We start from the raw sequence: 24,495 nt of genomic DNA on the forward strand, positions 1-24,495 counted from the left end.
CCATTAATTGCTTTCGCTGAATGCCTTGACATCTTTTCTAACTTTTTCCAATAAGCGCATCTTATGATTCCAACAGTCTGTTGACAAATCAACTGGATATTTCTGCGGATTCAAATCACGCTTGTATTCTTCCCAAAGAGAATCAAGATTTTCTTTTGCATAATGCTTGATTTCATCAAGTGTCGGCAAATCGTAGACACGCTTACCGTCAACGAAAATTTCCTGAAGTACAGGTCTCGCATCAAAATCGCGAACCGTTTTATTGATAAATGTGTGTACAGGATGGAACATGAAAATTTCATCTTCTTTTCTAGGATCTTCATCCCATAAAGTAACATAATCACCTTCAGATTTTTTATCTGACTTGCGTGTGATTCGCCATACTTGTTTCTTTCCAGGCGTCGTTACCTTCTCTGCATTGCTGGATAGCTTGATTGTATCCTGCATCACACCATTTTCATCTTCAATAGATACCAATTTGAAAACAGCACCTAGCGCTGGTTGATTATAGGCCGTGATCAATTTGGTTCCTACACCCCAAACATCAATTTTGGCCTTCTGCATTTTCAAATTCAAAATCGTATTCTCATCTAAATCATTCGATGCATAAATCTTCGCCTCTGGGTAACCAGCTTCATCCAGCTGTTCTCTGACGCGTTTAGAAATATATGCCATATCCCCACTGTCGATCCGAACACCAAGGAAGTTGATTTTATCCCCCAGCTCATTTGCTACTCGAATAGCATTTGGCACACCTGATTTCAAGGTATCATACGTATCAACAAGAAAGACGCAATCTCTGTGGGTTTTTCCATAAGCCAGAAACGCATCGTAATCATTTCCATAAGACTGAACAAGAGAATGGGCATGGGTTCCGCTAACCGGGATACCGAAGATCTTTCCGGCACGCACATTACTTGTCGCATCTGCTCCCCCAATATAAGCAGCTCGAGTTCCCCAAATCGCTGCATCCAGCTCCTGCGCACGACGTGTCCCAAATTCCATCAATGGATCATCACCGATCACTGATTTTATCTTAGCTGCCTTTGTTGCAATCAGGGTCTGGAAATTTACCATATTCAGTAACGCAGTCTCAACTAATTGGCATTGCGCTAAGGGTCCTTCAACTTGAATCAACGGCTCATTGCTGAATACCAAATCCCCTTCAAGGGCAGAACGGACAGTACAAGTAAATTTGAAGTTTTCCAAATAGGTCAGAAACTCTTCTGGATAATCCTCAGCCTCTCTTAAATATTCAATATCTGTACTTGAAAAAGTCAGATTCTCAAGGTAATTTACCAAACGCTCCAAGCCGGCAAAAATCGCATAGCCATGACTGAAGGGCATTTCTCTGAAATAACATTCAAATACAGCGTGCAAATCTGCACGTTCCAACTCCCAATAGGTCTTCATCATGTTGATCTGATAAAGATCCGTGTGCAACGTCAAACTGTCATCTTGATAATTTTTCTCCATTATGAAACCTCGATCCTTTATTTTTAGCACCTCAGCTATTCAATCATAGTTCATTCGATGCTTTTTTCCTAAAGATACACTATCTAGCTAAAGCACTGTTCCACCCATCTACTATCAATGAAACAATTAAGAAAACTCCAACAACAGGCTCATGGTAAAAGTTAAAAACAAATAAACATTCCCTCGGTGCTTCATCAACACCTACACTTGATTGTTATATTGATCTCTGTTTTTATTTCAGAAAGAGTTTCTTCCATTTTCAACAATGCTTTCATTTCATTTTATCAAAAAAAGAACAGAATACCTAGAGGATGTTACTGAAACCTCTCGTTTTAAGCAATAAGCCGGAAAGTCCAACAGTGATTTCACCTATTTCGGACAATTCCCGACTCATTACCAATGGCATTGAACCCTATTACTATCAAAACTTTTCAAAGTCTTCACTCAGCTAGTTTAAATGCTTATAGAAAAAAATGGCTAGTTGCGTACGATCCCTCAGCTCAAGTTTTTCAAGCAGTACACTGATGTAATTACGGACAGTTCCCTCGCTGAGAAACAGCTCCTTCGCTATTTCCTTATTATTCAAGCCTTCTGCAATCAACGATAAGGTGGTCAATTCTCTTTCCGTCAAATCAACACTACAGCTTTTATCAGTTTTGCCAGTCTGCAAAAGCTCAGGAAGCTTATCGATCACTGCATGCCCAAAGACTGATTGTCCATTTTTGGCTGCTTTGATTGAAGGAACGATTGCTTCCATGTTCTGCTTCAGCAAATAACCTTTTACTCCAAGTTTTAGTGCCTCTACAATATATTCGTCATCAGAAAAGGTTGTCAGCAATAGGATTGCTGCCTTTGGTTCCTCTGTCAAAATTTTTCTAGCAGCATCCAGTCCTGTACTTTCCCCCATCCGAATATCCATCAATAGAATATCCGGTGCCAGCTCTTGATACAGCTGCACAGCTTCTTCTGCTGAATGGCCGATCCCGATCACCTCTATTTCCTGACTGGCTTCGATGATCGTTTTCAATGAGGTCGTAACTAAAAAATCATCATCTACCACTACTAATCGAATCATATATTCTCTCCTTCATATTTTGGAAATATCGCAATCAGCGAAAACCCGTTTTCCGTTTGATGATGGTTCAACCGACCGCCAAGCTTTGAAAGACGCTCCTCCATACTCGTCAAACCGATACCTCGTGCTGTGATATCCATTACTTTCTTTTGTGTACCGTTGTCAGAAACAGTCAGCTTATAAAAACCAGGCTGCTGCTTGAAGCGAATCGTCGCTTTGCTGGCGTTGCTGTGCTTCATGATGTTTGACAGTGCTTCCTTGACAATCATGATACAGGCCAACTTACAATCTCTATCCAAGTATTCTGGAAACTCATCAGTCAGCTCCACTTCACAAAAATGAAAACTATCCAGGATTTTTTGCATAGCGATCGATAAGCGCAGCGATTCATCATGCAGATCGTGAACACTGGCTCGAATATTATCCATTCCCTCAGTCACCGTTTCCTTCAGCTGTCCCAAAGGTGCTTGAAGCACTTCTTGTTGATTGATTGTTTGGATTGCACCGATTTGAAGTAGACTACTGGATAATAGGTGACCAACATTGTCATGAATATCCCGCGCAATCCGATTCCTTTCATTCGACACTTCCAGTGAGATCATCGTCTCTTGACGTTCCTGTCGTTCCGCCTCTTGCTGCTGCAAAGAATAAGTCAGAGTCAGGAGTTCATCCTCCAACGACTGCTTCCCTTCATTCGAATGATACTCTTCGATTTGTCGATAAGCTAAGTAGGCTGCGAGAAAGCATAGAGCAACAATAAAGCATTTGCTTAGCATGCTGTGCTGGTCATTAGATAAAAGAAAGACCGTTAAAAGACCAGTATTCACTATTGAGCTGCCGTAGTTTTCATCATAAAGTCCATCGTAGAATAAAAAAGGAACAAAAAATACAAATTCCTTCCACCAATAGGATGCTGCCAAAAAAAGAAGCACAGCAACAACAGATAGCTTTGGTTGTTGTACCACCCAAGTGATCATACTCATCAAGAGTGCCAGCAATACAAATATGACCCGCTCGCTTTGATAAGAATCACTGACCAGAAGCAGAAAACAAAAAAAGAGCAGTATCCCTTTTTCTATGAAATTACTTAATTTGAATGTATTCATCTATATGATCTTCCTCCCAATAGGAAAATTTCCATTACTATCATTCCGACCAGTCACTCAAATCACTAAGATTGTGACAAATGTCACATTACTTTATGAGGATAGTCACTCATCAATCCGCTTTCACTCATGTATAGTTACATTATAAATGAAAAAAGAAGAAACTGCGGAAATAGTTGAGGAGTTTCTATAAAAAAATAAAGGAGTACTGACTATGATTATCGAAATTAATGACCTCATCAAGCGCTATGGAAAATTGGTTGCTTTGAACCATTTCAATCTTCAAGTACAAGAAGGAGAAATCCTTGGATTGCTTGGTCCCAACGGCAGCGGAAAATCGACAGCCATTAATTGTATGCTCTCCCTTCTCTCTTATGATAAAGGTGAAATCAAAATTTTTGGGAAAGACATGGCCCCTGAGCAATACGATATAAAAAAAAGAATTGGCGTTGTCCCTCAAGAAGTCGCTGTCTTTGAAGAGCTGACCGTAATAGAAAATATTGATTACTACTGCGGCCTTTACATCACAGATAAAAAGGAAAGAAAACAGCATGTGGAAGATGTCATCGAGCTAGTTGGACTGGAAGATTTCAAAAAGTTCTTTCCAAAAAAGCTAAGCGGCGGATTAAAACGACGTCTGAATATTGCTTGTGGGATTGCACATAAACCTGAATTGATTTTCCTTGATGAGCCGACAGTCGCAGTCGATCCTCAAAGCCGAAATAAAATTCTCGACAGTATCAAAGAGCTGAATCGACAGGGCGCAACGATTATTTACACAACTCATTACATGGAAGAAGTTGAGCAGCTGTGTGATAACATCGTCATCATCGAAAAAGGACAGGTTATCGCGAAAGGAACAAAAGAACAATTGAAAGCCATGATTCATATGAATGAAAAAATAGTGATCGAAGTTCCAATGTTCCCAGATGCTGTCAAAGAACAGCTACTTGCTTTACCAGGCATTCTGGATGTCTCCTATGACAACGCCTATGTCACCATTAACACAGAAGAAACAAAACGAGTGTTTACACATATCCTAAAGATTTTGGAAGAAGAGCAAGTCGCTTTTGGAAATTTCCAGACGCAGCAGCCGACATTAAATGATGTTTTCTTGGAAATCACTGGTCGTGAGTTACGGGACCAATAATAGTCCTAGGACTTGACTCATACGAAAATAAAGGAAAAATGAAAACAGCACTACAACAAAGGAGGATATGTATGTTTACTCATTTATATATTTATCGGCTAAAGGTTTTACTAAAAGACAAGCCGTTGATGTTCTGGACCTTTATGTTTCCAGTCTGTATGGGCATATTTTTTACAGCAGCCTTCAGCGGTTTGGATGACCGAACGTATTTCGACCAAGTTCCTGTCGGAATCGTTCAAGAAGGAAATAATGCTCATTCAGAGACATTCATTGAAACAATGAATGCGCTCGAAAGTGACGGTACAAAAATGCTGAAGCCAGTTACACTCACAAAAGAGCAGGCAGCAAAACAACTGGATGATGGGGATATTTATGGCTACTATGTCCTCTCTGATTCTGATATTAGTTTGAACCTGAATCAACAGGGCATTCAGCAGAGTTTATTGAGCACCTTTTTAGATCAGTTTCAACAGGCACAAAAAACTGTCGCTGCACTTCAACAAGAAGCGCCTGAGCTATTAGCTACTGAACTGGCTGCTTCCATTGGAAAACAGCAAAATTTCATTCAAGTAGCAAATAAAACAGCCAGCAAAGGAAGTACAAAGAGCTTTTTCTTCTTCACGCTAGTTGGCATGAGCTGCATGTTCGGTTTCTTTTGGGGATTATCCAATACAAACGACGAACAAGCCAACCAATCTGCTAACGGCATTCGTTTAAGTATGGCACCACAAAACAAAATAAGTATTGTTTTGGCCAACCTTGCCGCTGCCTTTACGGTATTTGTCACAGAACTGTATATCATTCTGGCGATTTTTCGCTTTGTCTATCAAGTCGATTTTGGTACCCGCTGGAACTGGATTCTACTGACCTGCACAATTTCAGCTTTGACTGCTATTTCTATGGGAATGTGTATCGGGAATCTGCTAAAGGTTCCTTTGGATCAAAAAATCTCTCTTGGTGTGACCTTCCAGATCGTCTGCAGTTTCCTTGCAGGCATGATGGTCCCGGATGTGAAGTACCTGATAAGCAAGTATGTCCCTATTCTTGGGCAAATCAATCCAGTCAACCTGGTCAGCGAAAGTCTTTATAAGCTTTACTATTATGAAAATATCGACAGCTTCTATATCAACCTGATCTGCCTACTTGTTCTTACAATTATTTTTGTACTGCTAAGCTTTGTCTACGAAAGGAGGGCCCAATATGTCAGTGTTTAAAACATTTTACTATATTCTAAGAGAAAACAAGATCAGTGTTATTCTTGGTTTTGCTGTCAGTATCGGCATCTCCTTCATGTATGCTGGAAACTTAAACTCTAGTGAAACTTCCTTTGAGGCTACAGAGTCAAAAATTGCAGTATTCAATAAGGATGATTCAACAGAAGCTGAAGCCTTGATCGACTATTTAAAAGAAACCATGGATTATGTTGCATTTGAAGGGAATCAAGAAGCCATTGACGATGCTCTCTATTTTGAGGAATTAAGCTATGTTTTGGAGATACCAAAAGGCTTTGGTGCATCGCTGCAATCAGGAAGCTTAGAGATGAAACTCTCGGTTCAAGTCAAAGCCGGCAGTTTTAACCAAGTTTATGTCGATAATATCATCAATCATTATCTTTCAACCTACCAATTTTACACAGAAGCATTCCCGCAAAAATCAGCTGCAGAAATCAGCCAGTTAACTATGGAAAATGTTACTGAAAAAGGACAGATCAACTTTGATAAAAACTTTAATCAGCTTGAAAAGAATCAAGGAACTGCAGGAGTTTTCAACGTTATTTCTTACGGGTTGTTCATGACGATTTTCAGCGGCATTTCTATTGTAAACTTAGCCTTTAATCGAGATGAAATTCGACGCCGCAACAGCTGTTCGCCGATTTCTAAAAAACGGATTTCACGTCAATTGCTGACCAGCAGTCTTTTGTTTTCCGGTGCTGTATGGGCGGCATTTATTGCCTACACACTAGTCTATACACGAATAGGTTTCAATGAATATACGCTCTACTTCTTGGCAAATTCCCTTATATTCTTAGCTGCTGTTATTGCCTTCAGCATTTTCATTACCGGGCTGATCAAAAGCTCGGAGCTGATCGGTGCGGTCAACAACACCTTTATTCTGGGTAGTTCCTTTATCGGAGGGGTTTTCGTTCCCTCGGCAATCCTGCCGGATGTTGTGAACAAGATTGCCTCCTTCACACCTACCTATTGGTTTGTCCGAAACAATGAACTGATTGGCGGTAGTCTGAAGCTAGATAATGATTTTTTGAAGGATTTCCAGTTCAATGCCTTCGTTTTATTGATTTTTGCCTTGATTTTCTTTCTTTTGGCTATGCTGACGAAGAAAGAGCGCGGCGGTTTGAAGATTTCTCTATTCAGAAAAACAGCATCACAATAAAGGCTAGAAGACTCTCTAATGATTTATACAAATAAGAGAGTGGGACAATAATCTGTTGCCACTCTTTTCCATACCCTAAATCCGAATAAACGGCGAGTCAGAAGTAGCTCCTACGACAATAAGCCGGAGTTCAACAAAAATTTGTGAAACAATTTTCGTGAATTCCGGCTTATTGCTTGTAGCTAAACACTTCTGTCTCAGCCTCTTTTTTATTTTATATTATTGAACAACTAAACGCCTAATCAATAGCCCAAGCATTCCCAATGCTGTCATAGCGGATATCCAAACAGACACATGCTGAAGCAGCGTTCCCGAATAGGTCGCTTTGATTTCATGGCTGCCCGCCGGAACATCCAAAGTCAGAAATCCATCCTTCTCATAATAGGAAGAAACAGCTCCGTCAACAGAAATTGTATAACCCACATAGAAAAACTTCGGCAACTGAACGACTGCATCATTTAACAGCTGAATCGTATATTTACTTGATTTATATGTGTGTTCCTGTGTCGCATTGCTCAGGTACACATTCCCATCGATTTTAGGAACCGGATTCATGTAGTAAACAGAAGTATCTGTATCCTTAACCAGATACTCCCGCCCATGCCCAATCTCGCTCTGCTCAAAATCCAGATAATTTTCATTCGTTACAGCATAACTGTTTTTACTAGTCGAAATCTCCATCGCATGAACATTGAAGCCGTAAGTCAGCACAAAAATCAAAAATGCAGCAAACTGAAATATTACTTTTTCCGGTTTTTTGATTTGCTGAAACAATAGCCATGTAGCCAATATACTTCCAAACAGTGTCACAAATATCAATAGGCGCCATTCAAACTGAATCACAGAAAAGATCGTATCTTGAAATGAAGCCCAGAAGAACAGATTAGTGGACACAATAATCAAAATGATAGTTGTGAGCGTTAACTCTCTGGTGGAAGGCTTCAGCTTTTTATAGTTGAAAATGGCATAAATCACTATACAAAGAATAAAGATACCAAAGTTCGGCTTTAATGATTCTGAGGTCTTACCAACATTAGATAAGCTGTTTCCCAGCAAATCAGTCAGTGTGAAGTCTAAGCCAATCAGCCAAAGTTTGGCTTTCGTGAAATTAAAGGCTATTTTTGTCGTCTGCTCAATATAGGGCAAAAGAAACCATGTCGATAAAAGTACGCTTGAAAAGCCTGCTTTGACAAAGCTGACTATTTTCCTTCTATCTATCAAGTTAAAACGCAGAATCAAGAAAACTGCAATAAAAAGTGCCGTATAAAATGCCGTGATCAAGTGACTAGCCAACAAAAGGCTCATGCCTATTGCCAGCATCATCCAGCTATCCTTCTCCTTATAAATAATAGTGTAAACAGCATAAAGGACTAGAGGTAAAAAACAAAACGCCAATGTCTCGCCAAGAGCCCCTCTAATTGATTGGTCGATCAATCGATAGGTTGCTGTTGTATATAGAATCGAGAAAAACAGACCTTGATACATCGAGTTCGTTATCACCTTCATCACTTTGTAAGCAATCACAGCAGTAACCAAACTTACCAAAAACTGATAAAGAAAGAAGGCTTGAACAAACTCAATACCTGCCAGTCGAAACAATGCAAATGGCAATGTCAGTATCGACGGATAAAATAAATCTGCTGCATAACCGTAATTATTTCCCATATTGGAAAAAACTCTTGGGAAAAAATCCAGATGCTTCACAGCTTCATAGTAGCTTTCCAAACGTGTTCTATGAAAAAAAATGTCATCTTGATGATAAATAAACCCATTTAGAAAATATGGAAAGATCGTTAACAAACTAAAAATAACCAATACGATAATAACTCTGTAATCAAATTTACGTATAACCCACTTCATATTTTCCCCCAATTTCTACCAAACGCCTAAATTAAATCGACAGTCTCATTTCCAGCACTCTCCTTAGCATTCCTGAAAATGTCCTCTCTACCTTGAAATCTCTAATTTGGTTCTATTTCATTTAATTCCTTTAACAAATCAATCCTATTTTATTCACGCTCAGATGTCAATATGTCGAGTTCAAGTGTATACGTTTCACTTTTCAACTGATTTGATAATAAAAAAGGTTCCAGCAGAAGAAGAAAAACTTCTCTTGCTCGACCTTTTTATTTATCTATTCCGTTACTTCCTTCTGTATTAGGATAAGGTCTTTCACTGGCTTCGATGGAGTAAACCCCTTCTTTTCCATTTTTTCTTTCATATCCAGATGAATCGTTACCTCTTCTCTTGTCGTATCCAACAAGCGTTTGATCACGTAGTCGATTTCCTGCTTAGAGATTTTCTTCTTGCTATTGATCAAAACGATATTGATCTTATCAAACACATCCGCATAAATAACCTGTGTCCGATCCAAAGAATAAATCTTATAATATTTAATTGGTTTTTTACTGGAAAGATAGCCTGTTACGTTTGGATACTGTGTTCCTAAGTCCAAATTGCTGCGAAGCGGAGTCTCTACTAGTTTCATACATTGCATCCCCTTTATCAATATACTTCTTTGTTGTAATTTTATTCTACTCCTTTTCCTTCTATTTTTACAAAAAAATTCCCTATTCTTAGTTTTTTTTACAAATTGGCTTGACCTTTACGTAACGTTAGGGTTTATGATATAGATGTCAGGAGGGGAAATGATGGAATACACGATCAAAAAACTGGCTCAGCTATCTGGAATCAGCACACGAACATTACGCTATTACGATGAAATTGAGTTATTAAAGCCTGCGCGGGTAAATTCATCTGGCTATCGTATCTACGGACAAAAAGAAGTTGACCGTTTGCAGCAAATTCTGTTCTATCGTTCACTGGATATGAAACTGGATACGATCAAAGGAATACTGGAACAAGAGGATTTCGACTTCGAAGCTGCGCTGCAGCAGCACTATCATGAACTGATCAAAAAAAGAAAACAAATCGACCAGCTTCTTCTGACCGTTGAAAAAACATTGAGCTATCACAAAGGAGAGAGAATGATGACTGATAAAGAAAAATTTGATGCATTCAAAAAAGAAAAACTAGCAGAAAACGAAGAAAAATATGGGACTGAAATCCGTGAAAAATATGGAACTGAAACCATTGAAGCAGCAAATAAAAAATGGGACAATATAAGTGAAGAAGACTTCAACGCAATGACTCTGATCGAGGACGAACTGTTCACATCCTTGAAAGAGTTGACTGAAACAAACGATCTTGATTCAGCTGCCGCCAAAACGGTTTATGAAAAGCATAAAGAATGGCTGAGCTATACATGGTCAAGCTATTCACCAGATGCCCATCGAGGATTGGCTGACATGTATCTGGCAGACGAACGCTTTGCTGCTTACTATAACGAGCGCGGCGGAGAACACAGTACAGAGCTGCTTTGCCAAGCAATCAAAAAATACGCAGTTTAAGTAACCTATCATAGTGCTGAAAGGAGTTTTATCATGGCAAGACCGACAACGAAAGAAAGCTTACTGACGCAAAGTGATGAGAACTATCAGAAGTTAATGGATCTGATTGATTCCATGAGTCCGGCAGAACAAGAACAAGTATTCAGTTTTGAAGATCGTGATAAGAATGTCAGAGATGTACTGATTCACTTACATGAGTGGCACAACATGATGGAGAGTTGGTATACGGATGGTATGGCGGGCGAGAAACCGGCAATTCCGGCACCAGGCTACACCTTCAAAACAACACCTGAACTGAATCTGAAAATTTGGGAAAGCTATCAAGACACACCACTCGCTGATGCAAAGGAATTGCTTCAGAAAAGTGCTGATCGAATGATCCAGCTGATTGAACAGCATACAGATGAAGAATTATTTACAAAGAAATACTATAAGTGGACGAATACAACTTCCCTAGGCGCCTATTTCATTTCTTCCACCTCTAGCCACTATGACTGGGCATTGAAAAAACTCCGTCAACATAAGAAAAGCTTGTAACATTGAACAGCCCCTCAAAAGCTAGACTTTTGAGGGGCTGTACTCATTTAGATTTATCTGACCTCGCACGCCCGTTTTCTATTTATCTCCTGCATATGCAATCGCATCTAATTGAAAAAGCAACCCATTTTCTCCGCCTTTATGAGCAAACTCCGTTTGAATCGACTTTCTGACTGGATAGTTCCCGCTTTTAAATCGCTCTTTTAGAACTTTTTCCATTGTGGGAATATCCCAAATATCCCTAAAAAGAGCGTCAATTTTTACTACAGAGTCAACGGTTAGTCCAAACATAGCCAATCGCTCATCTAACACATCAAAAGCACCGTTTATCTGCTTCTCTATCGACTCACCAATATTACCAACACAATAGCTGGTGAAGATAAAGTCTCCAGCCTTTACGACACCAGTATGCGCCCATTCCTCATTAATATCTTCTCTAATAATCTCACTCACTTCATCCACCACTTTCTTCGTTTTTGACTCAAACAGCTCGTAAATCATCACATTCGCAGTTCAAATAATCCATATTTTCAAATACTACAAACGGTTTGTATTCAAGTAACTCCTGTCTGTTCATTTCTGAAAATTTCAACATTTCTAGATCAGGTATTTTGTGTGTGAGAAGAATACATTCACCTTCTACAAAACCTGTAACTCTTAAACTTGCTTCATCGTTATTGTATGTATTCAGAATATAAGGCATTTCAAATTTTACTACGGCTTCTGAATCTTTAATATTCTTTTCAAGAATATTGAAAAAATCTGAATCAACTATTTCTGAGTGATTCATTGATGAAAGGATATCCTCCAGATCCTCTACATAACCAATATTCTTTAACATTTTTCTTATTTCCTCTACCTCTTCAACTTTATCAGAAACTAGTTCCCATAAAAGTACACTCAGTTCTTCTATTGTACTCTCGTTATTTTCCATTCCGTTTCCTTCCTAGAATAATTACTCGTGGCTTTCAGAACGATATATCTGTCAGCTATTTACTCTTTTGATAAATAGTTACTCTAATAATTACCATACTTGTAATCGCTATTGATTATCAGCTATCTTTTGTTTAAGGTATTGTCTAAGATAGTCTTTTGCTGTGGTACCTGTCGCATCAGAGTGAGTATAAAGATCTGATATCGTCCCCTCTTGTTCTAGTATATCTAACGCCTCTTTATACTTTTCTTCATAGCATAGGACCAATGCTTTTGTGAGGTTGGAAACATTGTAAGCTTTCATCTCTTCTGTAAGTATATGAATGTCCTTTAGATACTTCTTATGTTCTACAATGTTTTCATCAAAAAGAACCAGAGCTTCATGAACAGAATACTCAAAATTATCTTTATCATAAGGAATAGACTTACCTTGATAGAAGATATCATTCATTGTAAAAGCTCCTCTTACGTGAAAACTTTTCGGTTGGGCGCGCATTTCTTCGAGGTCCATTTCCTGAACCGCCCAATAAAGCTCATTTAAAACCCATGGTTTAACAAAGATAGATATGCTCAAATCTCCTATACGATTTGTCGGAATACTTAGAATGGCATAGTAAAGGAAATCACCTTCAAATCGATATAAATAACCATGAGCAAACTGTAAGTCAAATTCCTTTCTCTGTCTCCGCAATTCAATTGGAATCAATTTTTTCAGCTCTCTAATCTCTTTTTGTTCTTCCCTTGTCATAGCCATCTCTTCTGCCTTCCTTTCTTTTGTCTCATCCAGCTTAATTTTTTTCTTTATTTGCTATTATTCATTTTCAGAATTTGATTAGGACTCCATTTTTTTCGTTTGTTTCAAAAATCTTGCTATACCATAGGCAATCAAGGCTAAACTCATGAAACCAAAAGTAACAGGCAAAACAGCAAGCCCAAACAAGAATACATTAAAACAAAAATGGACAACGTTGGCTGTTTTTATGATCATTGTTAGCAACAAAAAAATAACAGCTATAACGACATTTATTGAAAAAGCTACTATCCCTACCTTAAATACATTTTTCGTAAAATTAATTATGACACACCTCTTCTTCATTTTTAAAATACTGGAACATCCTTTTTGATAAGCTGACACATTCAGCATACCAGTTATGCCAAATTCATTCTTATTTTTTTCACTCAACAATTCAATCCAGTCATACGCAGCAAAAACTTCGACTATGTCAGTTGAGCGCCTTTCTTCAAAATCTATATACTCATAATTATAAAAGAAATTATGATAAAAAAATACAACCTCTTCAACTCTTTTTTTAGATAAGATTGCACTGATTTCTTTGGGTACGATATGCACCAATTAGTTAATATGGAAATGAAAAACTTAGCTATAATACAACTATGTTTATGCTCAGCTTCACACGGACTAGTTGTTCCCTAAAAAAAGATACCTCTAATAATCCTGAACAAACAGGTATGAGTAAACCCATAAATTCAAAAGAGCAAACTGATTTTTCTCAGTTTGCTCTTTTCACAACCAATTACTTATTGCCCTTGCCAGTCTCCGCAACTAAAACAATCAACTCATGGAGTGCTCTGGAACAGCTGGTGTAGATTGAATTACTCTTTTCCTTCAGCTGCTCCTGTGTAATATCCGGCAGGATCACTTCATCGAACTCAAGGCCTTTAGCAAATTGCACAGTTGTAAGAATGATTCCTTCGGCCATTTTGTTGGTATTCTTCCCAAATTTAGTTACAGGATAATCGGTCAGTTCCATTTCGAGGGCCGCCACTTCCTCCCAGTTTTGGCAGATGATCCCACAAGTTTTGTGTGGACCTTCAAGAAACGCAGCAGCTGCGTTTCTGATTTTCATCAGCTTCTCACGGTTATCGTCAGCTCTTTCAACAGTTACCGGCTTGCCATGACGCTCTACAGCTGTTAATTGTTGATTCGTCGTAAATGCTTTGGCAAATTCAATGATTTCAAAGCTCGAGCGGTAGCTTACTTGAAATTCGGCGATTCTGCTTTTTGGCAACAGTTGGTTGAGCTCATCTAAAAATTGATGATTCTCTTCAGTCAAGTTCTGATTCACATCACCACAAATCGTTTTTTCATTAGGAAACAGTTGGTTCAAAACGTAAAGCTGCAGTAACGAATAATCCTGCATTTCATCAATCACCAAATGCTTGATTGTCATCGCCGGCTTGATTCCTTCAATTTCAAGCATAAAGAACAGGTAGGGAAATAAATCGCAGTTTGCTAAATCGTCCTTTTTACCAGAGCTATGATAAACAGACGGCAGCTTCTTAAGAAAATCGTTATACTCCTGCAAGCTGTTCTTGATTCTTATACGTTTTTTCAATTGCTGCTCGATTGTTTTAGCCATCGCTTCTTGTTTTGAAGGCTGTCGATTCTCAATGGTGTTTCCCAAAATAACAGCAATCTGTTTTATCAGTGGTAACAATGCCGTTTCTCGACTCTGTCTTACAACTGATTGAATGGATACCTTATCAATGGTCAGATTTTCAGACAGCTGAAGATCCTCAAAATACAACCGCTCTTTCAACTTGTTCAAATAATTTTTTGCTTGTTCAAAAAATCTTCCAGATCGTTTGTACCTATAATTTTCACTTTTATCAGAAGCAGAATTTTCCAGTATCTCGGTTATTTCGTCCTGTCGACTGGAAACTTGAAGCTTTTCATCAATAAATCGCTGCCCTAAAGTCGTGATGTCCACCTGCTGCAGATCCTCTTCTCCCAACTCCGGAAGGACAGTGGAAATATAATCCGCAAAGATTCGATTTGGCGAAAGGATCAGCACATGCTCTGACTTCAATGATTCTCTTTGACGATAGAGAAGGTAGGCGATGCGATGAAGTGCTATAGACGTTTTTCCCGAACCGGCAACCCCCTGAATGATCAGATTTTTTGTCTGTAAATCTCGTATGACCTCATTTTGTTCTCTTTGGATGGTGTGAATGATTGTTTTCATTTCATTAGAAGTATTCTTTCCCAACTCCTTCAAAAGAAAGTCATCATTTAGAGATTCTTCCGTATCCATCATCCATTTCAATGTTTGATTTTCTATCTCGTATTGTCTTTTCAGACTGATACTTCCGGGAAAGGTTTTCCCAAAGGATTCATAGGCAGCCGGTCCCAGATTAAAATCATAATAGAGGGACGAAATTGGTGCCCGCCAGTCATAGACCAGCTGTTCGCTGTACTTATCCGCAAAGCCGAATCGTCCAATATAGAACTCCTCTTGATCGTCTTCTCCTTCAAATCGAAAGCCGATTTTAGCGAAATATGGAACTTCTTTCTGATAATTCAGTTTTCGTAAAACACCTGATTCTAGTACGTTTCTCTTATCAATGTAGTTCATATTTTGATGGAAGTTGTATACCTCATATTTATCCAGCTCGTTTTTGTAGTCAACGGTATATTTCTGAATTTCCCTGTAGCTTTGCTCATTTGAATCGATCGTATGCTCCATGTCTCCAATACGCTCTTCAATTGCTGTGATCACGTTACTCAGATATTGTCGTTCTTTTGTTTTCTCCATAACAACACCCTCCTTCTGTCACACCAATTTTAGCAGTTCTCCAAACACTGGTGTTATAGTGGAGGGTTTAAAATCGCCTTCACTAATTGAATCTGATAAAATGATGGTACAAAACCAACTTGGCAACATAAATGATTCGCATGACTACCTTCAATACTAACTATTGGGATACATAGGAGTGACGCATATAAAAACATATAAAACAGCGGAGGTCGCAAAAATCGTGAGTCTGCACCCGAATACTATACGACGCTATGAAGAATGGGGATTGATCCCTGTGCCTGAACGCGGGGAAAACGGCTATCGACGATTTACAGATTACCATATCGATCTCATTAAAACTGCACGTGTGGCCTTTCAAATCGAGGTCCTGCAATCCGGCTTAAGAAGAAAGATGATCGATACCATCAAAGCTCTAGCTACCTACTCCTTCGAAGATGCTCAATCAATGGTTGATGAATATCTCATGCTGGCTGATAAGGAAGTTACTCAGGCAACTGAAGCAATCGCTATTGTTGAACGTATTTTAGCTGGAGAAAAAGAAGAGCAGCAGGTACAGCTTACACGAAAGGAAGCTGCTGAATATCTGGGAATTACTTCAGATACGTTAAGAAACTGGGAGTTGAACGGCCTTCTGTCTGTAAAACGAATGAAAAATCGTTACCGCATTTATACAGAAGATGATCTAAAAAGACTGAAAATTATCCGCACACTGCGTTCAGCGAAGTATTCTCTTGAATCGATTTTGCGCCTATTGAATGCACTGGACAATAGATATGCCTCTGATATAGAGATCGTACTCGATACTCCAGATACTTCTACAGATATCATTAGCGTTTGCGATAGTCTGCTCAGCTCATTAAAACAAGCGAAGAAAAATGCCCGAAAAATAAAAAAGGATATCGCTATTCTTGAAGAAAAATATACTGACTATGTCTCGCCTTCAAACTAACTAGGTAAAACCATTTTCTGTTTTTCCTGTTCCTTTATGATAAGCTCATCAAAGATATGATTAGCTGTATTAAAAGCCAACAAAAAATACTGTGTAGAGAATACATCCCATGCGCCAAAGTATTTTCTTCGACATTGAGGCATTCTACATACACAGTATTTTTCTCTTAATCATTTACCATCATCATTTCAAACAGGGGTTATCAGATGTTCAAAGATAAACTTCCCAACACCGCCATCCAGGCAATGAGCAGCAATAATATCCGCTTGTTCCTTGACGTTGTCTTTTGCATTCTCCACAGCCACAGCTACATCAACTGCTTCAAGCATAGCCAAATCATTTTCGCCATCGCCAATACCATAGCTTTTCCCACCAGGAAATTTTGCCATGAAGTGATTGACCGCATGTCCTTTACTACTAATTGGATTGACGATCTCCAAGCATTGGAAATAAGAAGAAAACACATAAGTATCTTCATCATTAAGAGCTGTCCTTAAATAATCAAGCTCCTCATCACTGGCTTCCATTATTTCAATTTTCAAAGCTTTCAGCTCAGGATGATCCTGTAAATAAGCAATCGGATCAGCAACATGGAGACATTCCTCAGCAAAAAACTTCTCTTTTAAATTCATTATTTTATCCCCTATTTCTCCCATCGATGCCATTTTTTCTCTTAAATCAGAAAAATGCTTCGTATATAAGTCATAAGGCTTCATGATGATTCCCTCATCTGTATGGATAAAGTAAAAAATCTCACGCTGATCAAGAAACGCTGCCGCTTCTCGGCACTTTTCAAAAGACAGCCACGCCCTGTAGACAGGATCTTCTCCCATTAGGCGATATCCTGCACCATTACTGAAGATCACATCACAGTCCCCCTTCAGCATATCCAGAATTTCATGAAGCTGATCATAGCCGCGACCACTGATAAATACAAAGTGGTCTCCTTGTTGCTGCAGCGCTTCTATTGCATCAAAATTAACTACAGGAATATCACCGCCGATATCCTGAAATGTTCCATCAATATCACAAAAAACTACATTCATTCCCTCTTACTCCCTCTCTTTCGATTCTCCCAAGTATAACATATTTCATTATGAGATTTCTTTTTCTTCAAGTATCAAAAACAAACTATGGTAAAATAGCAATATGCGAAAGTATGAAAGAATATCCGCTTTATGTCTTTGAGGTATGATAAAAAATGCTTTTAAATCTTTGAAAGCTTAAATCTATCCTTCGTACTAAAAAACACTAGCATACTCATCAAATGTCAATTGAACAGGGCAGATAAAAGGTTAATCTGTCCTTCTACTAATTAAAAGGAGTTCGTTTATGGAAAAGAAAGGTTTTTTTTCCGGCAGTACATTAAAATGGATTGCTATTATCACTATGTTTATGGATCACTCTGCCAAGCTGCTTTACGTACCTCAGAATATGATTGATTCCTTCACGCCGGGGATGGCAGACTTTTATACCTATCTAATCAAAGTATTTGATGTCTTCCTAGTTCTTGGGAGGCTGTCGTTTCCTTTATTTTGTTTTTTACTTGTAGAGGGCTTCATTCACACATCCAACGTCAAAAAATATTTTTTAAGGCTGTTGATTTTTGCTTTGATTTCAGAGATTCCCTATGACATGACTTTCCAGCTTTCATATTTTTCTATAGAAAGGCAAAATGTTTTCTTCACATTGCTGATTGGTTTAGTTGTTCTTATCGGGCTTAAGAAGTTCGAAGAACGCACGCCTCGGAATCTACTGATTTCACTGGGAATTATTGGAGTGGGAATTTTCATTGCAGAGTTTCTTCAGACAGATTACGGCGGCTGGATTGGAATATTGCTGATCTCTGTTCTTTATATACTGAGAGAATATCCGCTTGTTAGATGCTTGGCTGGCTGTGCCGTGATTTTGCAAAACAGTATCTCCGGCATGTTTTCATTCATCTTTATCTATTTTTACAATGGTAAAAGAGGACGTCAGTGGAAATACTTGTTTTACTGGTTCTACCCTCTCCACCTTCTATTGCTTTTATTCATTCAGCAACAACTGCTTCTCCCATATATTCGCTCCATTTTTTCTGCAATCCCTTAAATAGAAACAGTGAAGGAAACACTCAAATGAGTTGGGCCTTCACTGTTTTTGATATGAAACTCTGGTATACTATACTTTAATAAGCGTTTCCATGAATAAATGAGAAGTTCAAAAGCCCATGCAAAAATAAAGACTGGAAAAGGAGATTTGACAATGACTATCGCTGAAGCTATCAATGACTATTTCAACAACAAGGAATATAAGTATGTAATGATCACCTACAAACTGAGCGAAGGGGAACTTATTGCTCAGGTAAAAATCAATGAACCTGTTTAAATGAATGGTAATTTTCTTGTACTGACAGAAAAAAATAACACAGTGCATTTATTCCCTCAGGAAAATTTGATTCAAGTCTTAGCTGTTCCTCGAAAATAACTTTAAGGAACTCTCTACGATCAGTAATGTCCTACAAAAAGTAGGTTAATCCTAATAAATGCTATTGCGGTCGAGTTAAACTATATACATGGCAATCAATCATGTTTCTATTCTTTATTATGGAATTGTGACAGTATTCTTCAATCTTAAAACCACATTTTTCCAATACTTTACTTGACCCTCTATTGCAGGAATATACATTAGCATGAATTTTGTTAAGGTTGTATTTTTCAAAGGCAATTTTGCACATTTCTTTTACTGCATTTGTTGCTATCCCTTTGCCCCAATAGTTCCTACCAATCCAGTAACCTAATTCAGCATTTTTATTAATAGAGGTATCTTCTTCAAATGTTAGGCTGATACTTCCAATAGCCCTTTCTTGATAAAAAATAGCATAGCTAAGTTGTTTAACATCTGGAGTTTCCAAACAAAAACTAATAAAATCTCTAGCGTTTTGCTCCGTATAAGGGTGAGGGAAGTTGTCACGAAGATTCTTTGCAATTTCTTTATCATTCGCAAACTCAACTAAATCGGTAATATAAGCATAATTCCACTCTATAAGTTCCATTTTTCTTCTCCTTTTATGAAACAGCTACAAGAAATCTTTCTAAGCCAATACCACTTATCAAACAGCGTTCTTTTTTATTTCCAAGCATTTGATAAGTCCAGTCAACAAATCCACCGTCAACCATTTCAACGGTTTCATTTCCTTGTTGGACCGATAATTTGAAATTGATACCTTTATAATAATTATTATCAACATCATCATTATGAATTGATAACTCTATATTAGGAAAAATAAGTTTGATAGTTTCAACCATTCTGTCGAAAAATCCGTCATTATCTTTGTATCCATTTCTTTTGCGTAGAATAATAGAGAAACGAACATTTTCTATTTCACTTAATAGATCTTTATAATAGTTTAAGTGCTTTTCTAACAACATTTTTTCACAAGTGTAAGACCCTGTATCTATACCAGATGAAACCATACAATATAAGCCAAAATGTGAATATGAACCTTTACCTACAAAATTTTGTGCTCTTATTGCCCTAGCAGTGGTAGCCATGTGGATAGGTATGGTATTATTTTCTTCTTTTCTTTTTAATTTATCAGCAATAATTATTGCCAACATATTTGAGGGGTCTGCAAGTATTTCTGTCCCTCGTAGAGCACTTACTACGTTGTATTGATCTACAGAGCCAAAAACGCTGCAGCTACCTAATGGAGCAGAGGGAGAAAGCATAATCGTCTTGATATCCATATGGATTGCTTTTCTCAATAATTTTGATTCCAAAGTATGAATTTCTTCTGGATCTATACCGCTAGGGATAGTAAATCTATTTAGTTGGTATGACTTTAGAATATCCGTTGCAGTTAAAGTCTTTGCTTGTCTATCAAACACTTCTAATAGAAGTGAGTTCAAATCTGATTTTGATAGAGCTGATAACTTATCAACTATATTCTTATCCCCAATTTTATTTGTAATTCTACTTAAAATATCACTCATAGTTATCCTCCATACTGTTACTTTCAAAATAATTATAGAATGGTTACAATAACTAATCTAGGTCGTTTGACCAAAAATGAAAAAACATTGAATATTTACTATTCGATGTTTTTTCATTTTTGGTTTATTTGAAATTATACTTATGTTGTAGGAAGATTCTTTAACACCTCTCGCTGATTAATTACACTAAATCTTTTGTTTTCATAAGCAATTAGATGTTCTTGTACACATTCATTTATAGCACGATTAATGCTTCTAATTGGAGCGTTTACTTCGCTAGCAAGCTGTTTTTTGGTCAGCAGATTTAACTCACTTCTATAATAGTGTAAGGATATACACCTCAGAAGTCGTTCTTTAACACTTAAAGATGATAATTCTTCAATTAATTCAGCATTTACAACTAATTTACTAGATATTTCTCGAATCAGAAATTCTGTAGCTTCAAAATCTCCCCTTAACCAGTTTAAAAAATCATCTCTATGAAATTTATATACATTACAATCTGTGAAAGCAACAATTTCAACGGGCTTTTTCCCATCATTAAATTGTTCCATTTCTCCAAAAAAACTACCACTTCTATAAAGATGAATAGTTGAGATGTTTCCTTTCACATTTAAGATGAATGCTTCTGCAATACCGTCAATCATAAGAATTACATATTCATTTTCTTGCTCAGCAAAAAGAATAGTTTCTTTCTTTTTATACGTTTTTTTAACAAGCTTCTTTTTAATATCTTCATTCATAAAATCAATTAAATGCATATTCATCCCTCCTTACCAAATCTTTGATTAAATTATATCATCTTTCAATTAATTCGTTAGGTAAGAATAGTAACAATATATTTTCTTAGGCGATATATACGATTCTGGAATGCAGCCAGCACCTGTTGTAGTGAAGCTGCCGGATTCTACACAGAATACTTTCTTGCCGATGTTGTTGTGAGTAATGGCGTAGCCAAGATGTGGGCAGCTATATCCTGTCTGTTCGTTCAAGATCAGTTCACTAGCTGATACAGGCGTTGAACTAGACAAAAATGTTCCGCAAATAGTGACTAAGACCATGATATAGGTCGTTAGTTTTCTTAATATGTTTTTTGATTTTGTTTTCATAATGTTTCCTTTCATACTAATTTCGGCATGAAAAAAGACGCTCAATTAAGAACGTCTGCAAATAGAAAAGGAACACCTTTTTTCGTGTTCCATGTTCTATGAAATATTTAGTCTTATTTGATACAATACTGATGTGTTTATACCATATCTTTGCATTATTAGGACTTATCAATGTATCAAGGCTCATTCGGTAGTAGTAAAATGGCTTTGTTAGTCCTGTGTATATGCGGGTAGGCACTGTATTCTAGGGGATAATCAGATTTTTAGTATGTTTTTCATTCAAAAAAACAGTTGCGAATAGCTTTCAGCAGAATCATGCTCATCCTAGTGATGAGCCCTATCTTCCCTATATAACTACCAATCAATTTACCGTATTTTCTACCGCTCCATCTAAAAAGCTTTGGAAATTGTTCACAGCGATTTCCATCAGCCGCTTTCTGGTCTCAGTTGGCGCCCAAGCAATGTGGGGAGTTAAATAGCAGTTCTTTGCCTGTAATAATGGATTGTCTCCTTCAATAGGTTCCTTTGAAACAACATCTGCTCCCAAAGCAGCTATCTTTCCACTATTCAATGCATTTGCAACAGCTTTTTCATCTAATAGCCCGCCACGAGAAGTATTGATTAGAATGACATGATCCTTCATCTTTTCAATAGCTGCTTGATCGATCATCTTTTCTGTCTCCGGCATTTGCGGAATATGCAGACTAATGATATCTGCCTGCTGATAAAGCCTGTCCAATGATACTTGAGCGATCCATTCTGCCTGCGGCTCTTTGGAGCGATGATTATAATAAATAACCTTCATCTGAAAAGCATGGGCAATCTCAGCAACTGCATGAGCGATAGCGCCGTAGCCAACTAAACCAATCGTTTTTCCTGCCAGTTCCATCAACGGGGACTTCCAATAAGTGAAATCCTTACTATTCTGCCAATCACCGTTATGGACAGACTGATCATGAAGACCGACCTGACTGGCAATCTCCAAGAGCAACGCAAATGTAAATTGTGCGACAGCATCTGTGCCATAGCTCGGTATATTCGTTACCGGGATATTTCTTTTCCCAGCAGCCTCAATATCGACAACATTATATCCAGTTGCCAGAACACCAATGTACTTGATAGCTGGACAGGCCTCCAATATCTCTTCAGTGAGTGGTGTTTTATTAGTAAAAACTGCTTGCGCATTTCCAATTCGCTCAATGATTTCATGCGTATCGGTATAGGAGGTACGTTCATAAATTGTTGTATCGCCCATACTGCTCAACTCTTGCCAGCTAATATCTCCAGGATTTAGTGCATAGCCATCCAATACAACGATTTTCATGTCATTCACTCTTTCTATTTTGATAATAAAACACTGGGATTCCAATGCAAGTGATACCGATACCCACCAGTGCCAAAAGCGGCGCAGTCACCATTGTCATGATCAGAATAAAACCGCCTCCAAACATCGCAATCAGTGGAATGATTGGATACAACGGAACCTTGTACGGGCGTTCCAGTTCAGGGGCTCGTTTTCGTAAAAGAATCACGCCAAAGAAAAGCAGCAAACTGAAAAACCACATAACAAACACTAACATATCAGTCAATAAATCAAAGGTGCCAAAGAACATCATGACACAAGCAATCCCCAACTGAACATACGCTGCCACATAAGGAGCATTCGTTCGCTTGGTCATTCGAGTAAATGCTTTGCTAAATGGCAGTTCATTTTCCAGTGCCATTGCATAAGGAACACGCAAGCCGGTCATGGTATAACCATTCAATGCACCATATACTGAAATCAGAATACCAATCGTTACAAGCTTCCCGCCAAAATCGCCAAAGATTGCCATCGCAGCTTCAGAAGCACTATTCAGATTTCCTGCAATAGAGTCGATTGGCAAGGTCTTCAATACGACAAAGTTAATCAATACATAAACAATCGTCACAAAGCTCAAACCAAAAATAATGGCTCTAGGCAAATCCTTTTCAGGCCGTTTCATTTCACCGGCAATATTTCCAACACCCAACCAGCCGTCATAAGCAAAAAGCGTAGCTAACAATGCAGCACTTACGCCCGCTGCCAAGGAACCACCTTGGCCGGATGAGAAGTTCACAAAGGAAACTGCGACTTTTCCCGGAGTCAGCAGTCCAACAATGATAATCAGGGCAATTGGAATCAGCTTGATGGACAGCGTGAAGGACTGAACTGTCGTCGCTGCCTTTGTTCCAAGTAGATTAATACCTGTAATACTTACTGCAGTCAATACAGATAATAGAAACAAATTGCTGTCTGATAAATGGAATAAATTAATCAATTGCGTAGCAAAAATAATGCTCAGCGCAGCAATATTGGCTGGAAAATAAATGATACTCTGTGCCCAGCCTAATAGAAAGGAAGGCAGCTTGCCGTAAATTCTTTCTATATAGCGAATTGGTCCTCCTGTTTCAGGAATAGCTGTTGCAAGTTCTGCAACGGTCAAGCCTCCGCAAATCGTTAAAAATCCCGCCAGCAGCCAGACAAGTACAGTTAGACCCGCTGACTGGGTATGAGCTACCACAGCCGCTGCTTTAAAGAATACGCCGGCGCCTATAACAGTTCCCATCACTGTTGAAAGAGCACCGAAAAAAGATATTTCTTTTCTTAATTGGTTTTTCACTTAGTCACACTCCATTTTCATAATACTATAAAGTATACTGGATAATCGTAGGAATTTCTACGTATGATTTGAAGTTGATCCTAAGCAAATAGAGAGTGGGACAATAATCTGTTGCCACTCTTTTCCATACCCTAAATCCGAATAAACGGCGAGTCAGAAGTAGCTCCTACGACAATAAGCCGG

25 protein-coding genes are annotated in these 24,495 nt (G+C 38.1%); 8 read left to right on the forward strand and 17 right to left on the reverse strand.

What is annotated here, in order from left to right:
• Positions 1-3 precede the first annotated feature (3 nt).
• The 3 genes from I6N96_RS02610 to I6N96_RS02620 all read right to left on the reverse strand — a co-directional run bounded on the left by I6N96_RS02610 (position 4) and on the right by I6N96_RS02620 (position 3,657).
• A complete protein-coding gene (locus I6N96_RS02610) occupies positions 4-1,476 on the reverse strand; it encodes a nicotinate phosphoribosyltransferase (RefSeq protein ID WP_209555937.1) in 1,473 nt (490 codons plus the stop codon).
• A gap of 448 nt (positions 1,477-1,924) precedes the next feature.
• On the reverse strand, positions 1,925-2,551 hold the full coding sequence (locus tag I6N96_RS02615) for a response regulator (RefSeq protein WP_209555938.1): 627 nt from the start codon (positions 2,549-2,551) through the stop codon (positions 1,925-1,927).
• Positions 2,548-3,657 (reverse strand): sensor histidine kinase, encoded by a 1,110-nt coding sequence (locus I6N96_RS02620; protein ID WP_209555939.1) that lies wholly within the window; start codon positions 3,655-3,657, stop codon positions 2,548-2,550. Before I6N96_RS02620 ends, I6N96_RS02615 begins: the two co-directional genes overlap by 4 nt.
• A gap of 214 nt (positions 3,658-3,871) precedes the next feature.
• Here I6N96_RS02620 and I6N96_RS02625 point away from each other — a divergent pair, with 214 nt between their 5' ends.
• From I6N96_RS02625 to I6N96_RS02635, 3 genes are all read left to right on the forward strand, one after another.
• The gene (locus I6N96_RS02625; protein WP_209555940.1) at positions 3,872-4,807 is read left to right on the forward strand and encodes an ABC transporter ATP-binding protein; all 936 of its coding nucleotides are present in this window, start codon (positions 3,872-3,874) and stop codon (positions 4,805-4,807) included.
• A 71-nt stretch (positions 4,808-4,878) separates the two neighbouring features.
• Positions 4,879-6,021 carry an ABC transporter permease gene (locus tag I6N96_RS02630; protein ID WP_209555941.1) on the forward strand — a complete coding sequence of 381 codons (1,143 nt, stop codon included), beginning with the start codon at positions 4,879-4,881 and terminating at the stop codon, positions 6,019-6,021.
• A complete protein-coding gene (locus I6N96_RS02635; protein WP_209555942.1) occupies positions 6,008-7,198 on the forward strand; it encodes an ABC transporter permease in 1,191 nt (396 codons plus the stop codon). The genes I6N96_RS02630 and I6N96_RS02635 overlap by 14 nt, the downstream gene beginning before the upstream one ends.
• A gap of 219 nt (positions 7,199-7,417) precedes the next feature.
• Here the strand turns inward: I6N96_RS02635 and I6N96_RS02640 are convergent, their stop codons facing one another.
• The gene (locus tag I6N96_RS02640) at positions 7,418-9,058 is read right to left on the reverse strand and encodes a glycosyltransferase family protein (protein ID WP_209555943.1); all 1,641 of its coding nucleotides are present in this window, start codon (positions 9,056-9,058) and stop codon (positions 7,418-7,420) included.
• Positions 9,059-9,332: 274 nt separating this feature from the next.
• A complete protein-coding gene (locus I6N96_RS02645) occupies positions 9,333-9,686 on the reverse strand; it encodes a DUF1827 family protein (RefSeq protein WP_209555944.1) in 354 nt (117 codons plus the stop codon).
• 160 nt (positions 9,687-9,846) lie between these two features.
• On the opposite strand from I6N96_RS02645, the gene I6N96_RS02650 reads away from it, so the two are divergent.
• Entirely contained in the window at positions 9,847-10,608 is a 762-nt protein-coding gene (locus I6N96_RS02650; protein WP_209555945.1) for a MerR family transcriptional regulator, read from the forward strand.
• A 33-nt stretch (positions 10,609-10,641) separates the two neighbouring features.
• Positions 10,642-11,145: a ClbS/DfsB family four-helix bundle protein gene (locus I6N96_RS02655; RefSeq protein WP_209555946.1), complete on the forward strand. Its 504-nt coding sequence runs from the start codon at positions 10,642-10,644 to the stop codon at positions 11,143-11,145.
• A 78-nt stretch (positions 11,146-11,223) separates the two neighbouring features.
• Here the strand turns inward: I6N96_RS02655 and I6N96_RS02660 are convergent, their stop codons facing one another.
• From I6N96_RS02660 to I6N96_RS02680, 5 genes are all read right to left on the reverse strand, one after another.
• Positions 11,224-11,598: a RidA family protein gene (locus I6N96_RS02660; RefSeq protein WP_209555947.1), complete on the reverse strand. Its 375-nt coding sequence runs from the start codon at positions 11,596-11,598 to the stop codon at positions 11,224-11,226.
• A gap of 28 nt (positions 11,599-11,626) precedes the next feature.
• Positions 11,627-12,079, reverse strand: a complete 453-nt coding sequence (locus I6N96_RS02665) for a hypothetical protein (RefSeq protein WP_209555948.1) — start codon at positions 12,077-12,079, stop codon at positions 11,627-11,629.
• Positions 12,080-12,187: 108 nt separating this feature from the next.
• On the reverse strand, positions 12,188-12,832 hold the full coding sequence (locus tag I6N96_RS02670; protein WP_209555949.1) for a hypothetical protein: 645 nt from the start codon (positions 12,830-12,832) through the stop codon (positions 12,188-12,190).
• A gap of 78 nt (positions 12,833-12,910) precedes the next feature.
• The gene (locus I6N96_RS02675; RefSeq protein WP_209555950.1) at positions 12,911-13,429 is read right to left on the reverse strand and encodes a hypothetical protein; all 519 of its coding nucleotides are present in this window, start codon (positions 13,427-13,429) and stop codon (positions 12,911-12,913) included.
• Between the two features lie 184 nt (positions 13,430-13,613).
• On the reverse strand, positions 13,614-15,635 hold the full coding sequence (locus tag I6N96_RS02680; RefSeq protein WP_209555951.1) for a HelD family protein: 2,022 nt from the start codon (positions 15,633-15,635) through the stop codon (positions 13,614-13,616).
• A gap of 178 nt (positions 15,636-15,813) precedes the next feature.
• Here I6N96_RS02680 and I6N96_RS02685 point away from each other — a divergent pair, with 178 nt between their 5' ends.
• The gene (locus tag I6N96_RS02685; protein ID WP_347339055.1) at positions 15,814-16,587 is read left to right on the forward strand and encodes a MerR family transcriptional regulator; all 774 of its coding nucleotides are present in this window, start codon (positions 15,814-15,816) and stop codon (positions 16,585-16,587) included.
• A gap of 188 nt (positions 16,588-16,775) precedes the next feature.
• Here I6N96_RS02685 and I6N96_RS02690 read toward each other — a convergent pair whose 3' ends face one another.
• Positions 16,776-17,633: an HAD-IIB family hydrolase gene (locus tag I6N96_RS02690; protein ID WP_209555952.1), complete on the reverse strand. Its 858-nt coding sequence runs from the start codon at positions 17,631-17,633 to the stop codon at positions 16,776-16,778.
• 286 nt (positions 17,634-17,919) lie between these two features.
• On the opposite strand from I6N96_RS02690, the gene I6N96_RS02695 reads away from it, so the two are divergent.
• Together I6N96_RS02695 and I6N96_RS19845 are read left to right on the forward strand one after the other, a co-directional pair.
• Positions 17,920-18,678: a TraX family protein gene (locus I6N96_RS02695; RefSeq protein WP_209555953.1), complete on the forward strand. Its 759-nt coding sequence runs from the start codon at positions 17,920-17,922 to the stop codon at positions 18,676-18,678.
• Positions 18,679-18,831: 153 nt separating this feature from the next.
• Positions 18,832-18,954 carry a hypothetical protein gene (locus I6N96_RS19845; protein ID WP_283811154.1) on the forward strand — a complete coding sequence of 41 codons (123 nt, stop codon included), beginning with the start codon at positions 18,832-18,834 and terminating at the stop codon, positions 18,952-18,954.
• Between the two features lie 160 nt (positions 18,955-19,114).
• Here I6N96_RS19845 and I6N96_RS02700 read toward each other — a convergent pair whose 3' ends face one another.
• The 6 genes from I6N96_RS02700 to I6N96_RS02725 all read right to left on the reverse strand — a co-directional run bounded on the left by I6N96_RS02700 (position 19,115) and on the right by I6N96_RS02725 (position 24,312).
• Complete coding sequence (locus tag I6N96_RS02700) at positions 19,115-19,621, reverse strand: GNAT family N-acetyltransferase (RefSeq protein WP_209555954.1); 507 nt, start codon at positions 19,619-19,621, stop codon at positions 19,115-19,117.
• A gap of 13 nt (positions 19,622-19,634) precedes the next feature.
• Complete coding sequence (locus I6N96_RS02705) at positions 19,635-20,561, reverse strand: hypothetical protein (RefSeq protein ID WP_209555955.1); 927 nt, start codon at positions 20,559-20,561, stop codon at positions 19,635-19,637.
• Between the two features lie 140 nt (positions 20,562-20,701).
• Positions 20,702-21,322, reverse strand: coding sequence for a Crp/Fnr family transcriptional regulator (locus I6N96_RS02710; protein WP_209555956.1), 621 nt, complete (start codon positions 21,320-21,322; stop codon positions 20,702-20,704).
• Between the two features lie 48 nt (positions 21,323-21,370).
• Positions 21,371-21,670 (reverse strand): hypothetical protein, encoded by a 300-nt coding sequence (locus tag I6N96_RS02715; RefSeq protein ID WP_209555957.1) that lies wholly within the window; start codon positions 21,668-21,670, stop codon positions 21,371-21,373.
• Positions 21,671-22,031: 361 nt separating this feature from the next.
• A complete protein-coding gene (locus I6N96_RS02720; RefSeq protein ID WP_209555958.1) occupies positions 22,032-22,994 on the reverse strand; it encodes a D-2-hydroxyacid dehydrogenase in 963 nt (320 codons plus the stop codon).
• 1 nt (position 22,995) lies between these two features.
• A complete protein-coding gene (locus I6N96_RS02725) occupies positions 22,996-24,312 on the reverse strand; it encodes an APC family permease (protein ID WP_209555959.1) in 1,317 nt (438 codons plus the stop codon).
• Positions 24,313-24,495 lie beyond the last annotated feature (183 nt).

It is taken from the genome of Enterococcus larvae (assembly GCF_017830045.1).
Lineage (GTDB): Bacteria > Bacillota > Bacilli > Lactobacillales > Enterococcaceae > Enterococcus_L > Enterococcus_L larvae.